Annotated in this window: 6 protein-coding genes; all 6 read right to left on the bottom strand. The window is 66.8% G+C overall.

Features of this window, described 5'->3' with window-relative positions; translation table 11 throughout:
- On the bottom strand, positions 1–182 hold a 182-nt coding region (locus tag V5A19_RS13660), incomplete at its 3' end, for a hypothetical protein (protein WP_332327937.1).
- Between the two features lie 73 nt (positions 183–255).
- Positions 256–1,353: a flagellar basal body P-ring protein FlgI gene (locus V5A19_RS13655; protein ID WP_443081461.1), complete on the bottom strand. Its 1,098-nt coding sequence runs from the start codon at positions 1,351–1,353 to the stop codon at positions 256–258.
- Positions 1,354–1,404: 51 nt separating this feature from the next.
- A complete protein-coding gene (locus tag V5A19_RS13650; protein WP_332319660.1) occupies positions 1,405–2,106 on the bottom strand; it encodes a flagellar basal body L-ring protein FlgH in 702 nt (233 codons plus the stop codon).
- Positions 2,103–3,074 (bottom strand): flagellar basal body P-ring formation chaperone FlgA, encoded by a 972-nt coding sequence (flgA, locus tag V5A19_RS13645; protein ID WP_332319661.1) that lies wholly within the window; start codon positions 3,072–3,074, stop codon positions 2,103–2,105. The genes V5A19_RS13650 and flgA overlap by 4 nt, the downstream gene beginning before the upstream one ends.
- A gap of 17 nt (positions 3,075–3,091) precedes the next feature.
- Positions 3,092–3,883: a flagellar basal-body rod protein FlgG gene (gene flgG, locus V5A19_RS13640; protein WP_332319662.1), complete on the bottom strand. Its 792-nt coding sequence runs from the start codon at positions 3,881–3,883 to the stop codon at positions 3,092–3,094.
- Between the two features lie 36 nt (positions 3,884–3,919).
- Positions 3,920–4,672, bottom strand: a complete 753-nt coding sequence (flgF, locus tag V5A19_RS13635; protein ID WP_332319663.1) for a flagellar basal-body rod protein FlgF — start codon at positions 4,670–4,672, stop codon at positions 3,920–3,922.
- Between the last annotated feature and the right edge of the window lie 164 nt (positions 4,673–4,836).

The raw sequence follows: 4,836 nt of genomic DNA, 5'->3' as shown, positions 1-4,836 counted from the left end.
TCCTGGTACATATCGCCCGCGAAGCCGGTATCCACCACCCCTTCCCCTTCGGGGACGGTATCGCGCATGGACGAGAAGACCTGGGACAGGAGCAGGGATTCGAACTTCTGCGACAGGCCCTTCAGCTGCTCCCGCGGCGTCGCTCCATCGGGAGAGACCTTCGGATTGATCGCCAGCTCCATCACCCGCTCCTATCGGCCGATTCGCCTTGACAGGGCGCCCCGCTCAAGGGGCTACCCATTCCCAGCCATCGGCTTAGATCACCTCGAGCTCGGCGGACAACGCCCCGGACTGCTTAATCGCCCGCAGGATGGCCACCAAGTCGGTGGGGGTCGTTCCTATCGAATTGAGGGCACCCACCAGCGAGGAAAGGTCCACGCCGGGCTGCAGCATGACCAGCTCCGCCTCCTCCTGACCGGCTTCCACGTCCGTGCGCGGGACCACCGTGGTGACCCCCTCCCCGAACGAAGCAGGCTGGCTGACCTGGGGCTCCTCGGTAATGGTGATGCTGAGGTTGCCGTGGGAGATCGCCACCGGATGGATCCGGACATTCTCACCAATCACCACGGTACCGGTCCGTTCGTCCAGAACCACCCTGGCCTTTCGGTCCGTCTTCACCTGGAGGCTCTCCAGGCGGGCCACCAGCGGCACCACTTCGTTGGTGTAGCTGTCGGGGACATCCACCTGGACCGTACCGGGGTCGCTGGCCTTGGCGAACTCCCCCCCGAGCTCCTGATTGACCGATTTCGCCACCCGGGTGGCGGTGGTGAAATCGGTCTGGCGTAGAGCCAGTCGTAGGCTTTTCCGGTTCTTCAGGCCATCCGGCGGGGCATTCTCGACCAGGGCACCGTTGGGGATGCGGCCCGCGTTCAGGTGGTTGACCTGGACCTGGCCGCCCTGCCCCTGGGCCCCGAAGCCGCCCAGGCTTACCGCCCCCTGGGCCACGGCGTAGACCTGGTTGTCCGGTCCCCGGAGTGGGGTCATAAGCAGCGTGCCGCCGCGCAGGCTGTCGGCATCCCCGACCGAGGCCACCTCCACATCGATCTTCTGCCCCTGGGAGGCATAGGGCGGCAAGGTCGCGGTAACCATGACCGCCGCGACATTGTCCGGACGCATATCCCCCACCCGATCGCGCAGATTGATTCCCATTCGCTCGAGCATGGACACCATGGACTGCAAGGTGAACGGGCTGGAGGTCTGGGGCGAATCGCCGGTGCCGTCGAGGCCGACCACCAGCCCGTAACCCAGAAGCTGGTTATCCCGCACACCGACCACGTCGGCCACGTCCTTGATGCGCTCCGCCTGGGCCATTGCCGGCAAAACCGCCATGGCCAGGATCAGGGAAGCCGCCATACGCCGGAATGCCTTTTTCGCCTCACCCCTCACGCCTCACTCCTCACTGGTTCAAAACGGCCAAACGGTATGCAGGGCCTTGGTCATCCAGCCTTCGTCCTGCTGCCGCGCCACCACCCCGTTGCCCGCGTATTGGATGCGGGCGTTGGCCACCTCGCTGGAGGTGATGGAATTCCGCGGCCCGATGTCCTGGGGCCGGATCACCCCGGAAAGGATCATGTTCTGGACCTCGTGATTGATGGTCACGGCCCGCCGGCCCTTGATGCGCATGTTGCCGTTGGGGAAGACATCCACCACCACCGCCGTCATGTTGCCGCTCAGACTGGCGGAGCGGCTGGTTTCGCCGCTGCCATCCAGCTGGTTGCTGGTTTCGGTGCCGATGGCGGTTTCGGGCTCGAAACGGGGGTTTTTTTCCGCCAGGCTCTGCTCCAGGCCCAGAAAGGCGGAAACGCCGGCCTCGTTGCTGGCATCGCGCTCGGCCTGGGTAGAGGCGGAATTGTTGCCCTGGGTATTCTCCTCCAGCTCCACGGTGATGATGTCCCCCACCTGATGGGCCTTGTTGTCGGCGAACACCTCCTGCTGGCTCTGCCCCCAGAGGGAGCCGGCCCCGCCCCGGTCCGGCTGCGCTGCGGGTGCGTTGGCCTGGGCCTGCTCCACCTCCTTGTCGATGGCCTCGAGCTTTTCCGGGCTGGGGCCGGCAGCACACCCGGCCAGGAGGGCAGCGGCCCCGGTGGCGAGGATACGGATGATCATGGCCGACTCCCTTGCTGGCTCGAATGGCGCTGGCTCACCTTGGCGGTGTCGGGGCCCGTCAGGCGGGCATAGACCCGCTCACCGCTGTCACGGTTCTCCATGGCCAGGACCTCGCCCACCGCTCCCTGCTCCCGGATGACCCCGGCCGCGGAGAGGTGCATCTTGCTGCTCTTGTACACCAGGGTCACCGGATCGCCGGAGCGCACATCCGGGGCCATGCGCAGCTGGGAGCGCTTGACGGGCTGACCGTCGCCCACCGCCTTCAGCAGCGAGGTGCCGATCACGTCCTCCCGCGAGTCGAAGACGGCCCAGCGGGATGCCTCCGACTCGCGCAAAGCAGTGGTCACGTCATCGGATTCGATCCGGGTACCCGGGTCCAGATGGCCGTTGGCAACCACCACCTGGCGCTGACGCGTCACCGACACGGGAAAAGTTTTGGAGGCCGCAACCTCCTCGCCGGCAATGGCGCGCACGCGCACGGCTCCCTCACTCTCCCGGGCCACCTGGAGCTGGGCGTCTTCGGCCACGCCTTCGAAGGCGGGCTTGCCCTCGGGGAAGGCCACCTCCACCCGCTCGCCGTTACCCGCCTGGGCCCGGAGGTGCCTGCGAACCGCGGCCGCCACCCGGTCACCGTCCACCTTCCGGGCACGGCGCTCGACCCGGGCGCCGAGGGGGATATCCGTAGTCACCTTGTCCAGGGACACCCCGGCCTCCCACAGGGCACTGCCGATAGCCCGCCCCGAGACGCGCCAGCCGGTGGAACCGGGATCGAACCGATGGACCTCGAGGTCCCGTACCTTGTCGCGCAGCTCGGCCCGGCCGCCGCGGACCTCGGCGATGTCCCCCAGGGCCACGGCCTTGCCGGGCACCTCGCTGGTCTCGGTCACCGCCACGGTCAGCTCCCCCAGGGCCGGGGGGGAAGCAAGGAGCAGCCCGCTCATGAACAGGCTCAGGGTTCGACGAACCATCGCCCTACCCCCGCGTTCTAGCGCTTCAGGTTATTGGCCATCTGCAGCATCTCGTCCGCGGTGGAGATGGCCTTGGAGTTAACTTCATAGGCCCGTTGGCCGGCGATCATGTTGGTCATCTCGTTGACCACGCTGACATTGGAGTTCTCCAGGTACCCCTGCTGCAGGGTGCCGGCACCGTTGGTCCCGGGCAGCCCCTGCTGGGGCGGCCCGGAGGCCCCGGTCTGCATGAACAGGTTGTCGCCGCGGGCCTCGAGGCCGGCCGGGTTGACGAAGGTGGCCAGCTGGATCTGGCCCACCGTGGTGGTGTCGTTGGTGCCGGGCTGCCGCACGTCCACCGTGCCATCCGGGGAAATGTTCACGGAGGTGGCATCGGGCGGGATGGTGATCCCCGAAAGCAGGGGATTGCCGTCGGGCGTAACCATCTGCCCCTGGTCGTTCAGCTTGAAGGTACCGGCCCGGGTGTAGGCGGTGTCGCCCTGGGGGGTCTGGATCTGGAAGAAGCCCCTGCCCTCGATGGCCAGATCCAGATTGTTGCCCGTGCTCTCCAGGTTGCCCTGATTGAACAGCGGGCTGACCGAGCCGGTCTTGACCCCCAGACCGATCTGGACCCCGGTGGGCACCTGAGTGCCGGCGGCCGAGCTGGTGGCCCCCGGGGTGCGCTGGGTCTGATACATCTGGTCCTGGAAATCCGGGCGGCTTTCCTTGAACCCGGTGGTGTTGACGTTGGACAGGTTGTTGGAGATGACATCGATCCGGGTCTGCTGGGCCTGCATCCCGGAAGCGGCTGTCCACATCGCTCGATCCATAGCGGCTTCTCTCCCTCGTTGGCGCCCCGAACGGGCCTACTGACCGGGGCTGGCCAGGCGCTGACCGCTTTCGCTGAAGGTCTCATCGATGGTGCGCATGGCCTTGGTCATGGCCTCGAAGCGGCGCTGCAGGTCCATCATGGTCACCATCTCTTCCATGGTGTTGACATTGGCCCGCTCCAGGTAACCGTTACGCACCCCGCCGCCCTCGGTCGCCGTCATATTCGCCGGTTCGCTGCGGTAGAGGTTGTCCCCCTCCTTCTCCATCAGCCCCGCGTCCTCGGGGCTGAAGGTCGCCAGACGGGCCACCGGCGCCTGTCGGCCGGGGACGAAGATCTCGCCGTCGCGGTTCAGGCTGATCTCCCGGGAGCCCGGGCGGATGGCGTCGCCCTGGTCATCGAGGACCGCCCGGCCCTCGGAATCGGTCAGGACGCCATCGCTGTTCAGCTGGAACTGGCCGTCCCGGGTGTAGGCCGTGCCGCCGCCAGCGGCCCTGACCCGGAAGAAGCCCTCGCCCTCGATGGCGAAATCCAGGGCACGCCCGGTATTCTTCAGGGCCCCCTGGGAGTAATCGGTTTCGGTACCCTGCATCACCGGGAAGGTGAGCGGCTGATCCGGCTGCCGGGCCGGCCGGTTGGCCTGCGCCTGCGACAGGACCCCCTCGAAATTCAGGCGGTCCGCCTTGTAGCCGGTGGTGTTGGCGTTGGCCAGGTTGTTGCTCACGCTATCCAGGCGCTGGCTCAGGGCCAGGGCCCCGGAAAGGGTGGTGTAGATGCTGCCTTCCTGCATGGGCGAGAACCTCCTTGGCCCATCCCCTATTCAAGGGACGTGCCAAAACCACGGCGCCCTAGGGAGATCCCCGTAGGGCCCGTATTGTCGGGAGATCAGGAAGGAAGGCGGGGATGATGGGGATGGAGGCGGAGACCAGCGGGCGGAAAAATTTACCGGCCCTT

It is taken from the genome of Thiohalorhabdus sp., from assembly GCF_036628635.1.
Classification (GTDB): Bacteria; Pseudomonadota; Gammaproteobacteria; order Thiohalorhabdales; family Thiohalorhabdaceae; genus Thiohalorhabdus.
This window is presented reverse-complemented; position numbering and strand designations above follow the sequence as displayed.

Bases quoted from the DNA above. Each gene is read 5' to 3' on its own strand.
- V5A19_RS13655 (WP_443081461.1), bottom strand. From the start codon at position 1,353: ATGGCGGCTTCCCTGATCCTGGCCATGGCGGTTTTGCCGGCAATGGCC.
- V5A19_RS13650 (WP_332319660.1), bottom strand. From the start codon at position 2,106: ATGATCATCCGTATCCTCGCCACCGGGGCCGCTGCCCTCCTGGCCGGG.
- flgA (WP_332319661.1), bottom strand. From the start codon at position 3,074: ATGGTTCGTCGAACCCTGAGCCTGTTCATGAGCGGGCTGCTCCTTGCT.
- flgG (WP_332319662.1), bottom strand. From the start codon at position 3,883: ATGGATCGAGCGATGTGGACAGCCGCTTCCGGGATGCAGGCCCAGCAG.
- flgF (WP_332319663.1), bottom strand. From the start codon at position 4,672: ATGCAGGAAGGCAGCATCTACACCACCCTTTCCGGGGCCCTGGCCCTG.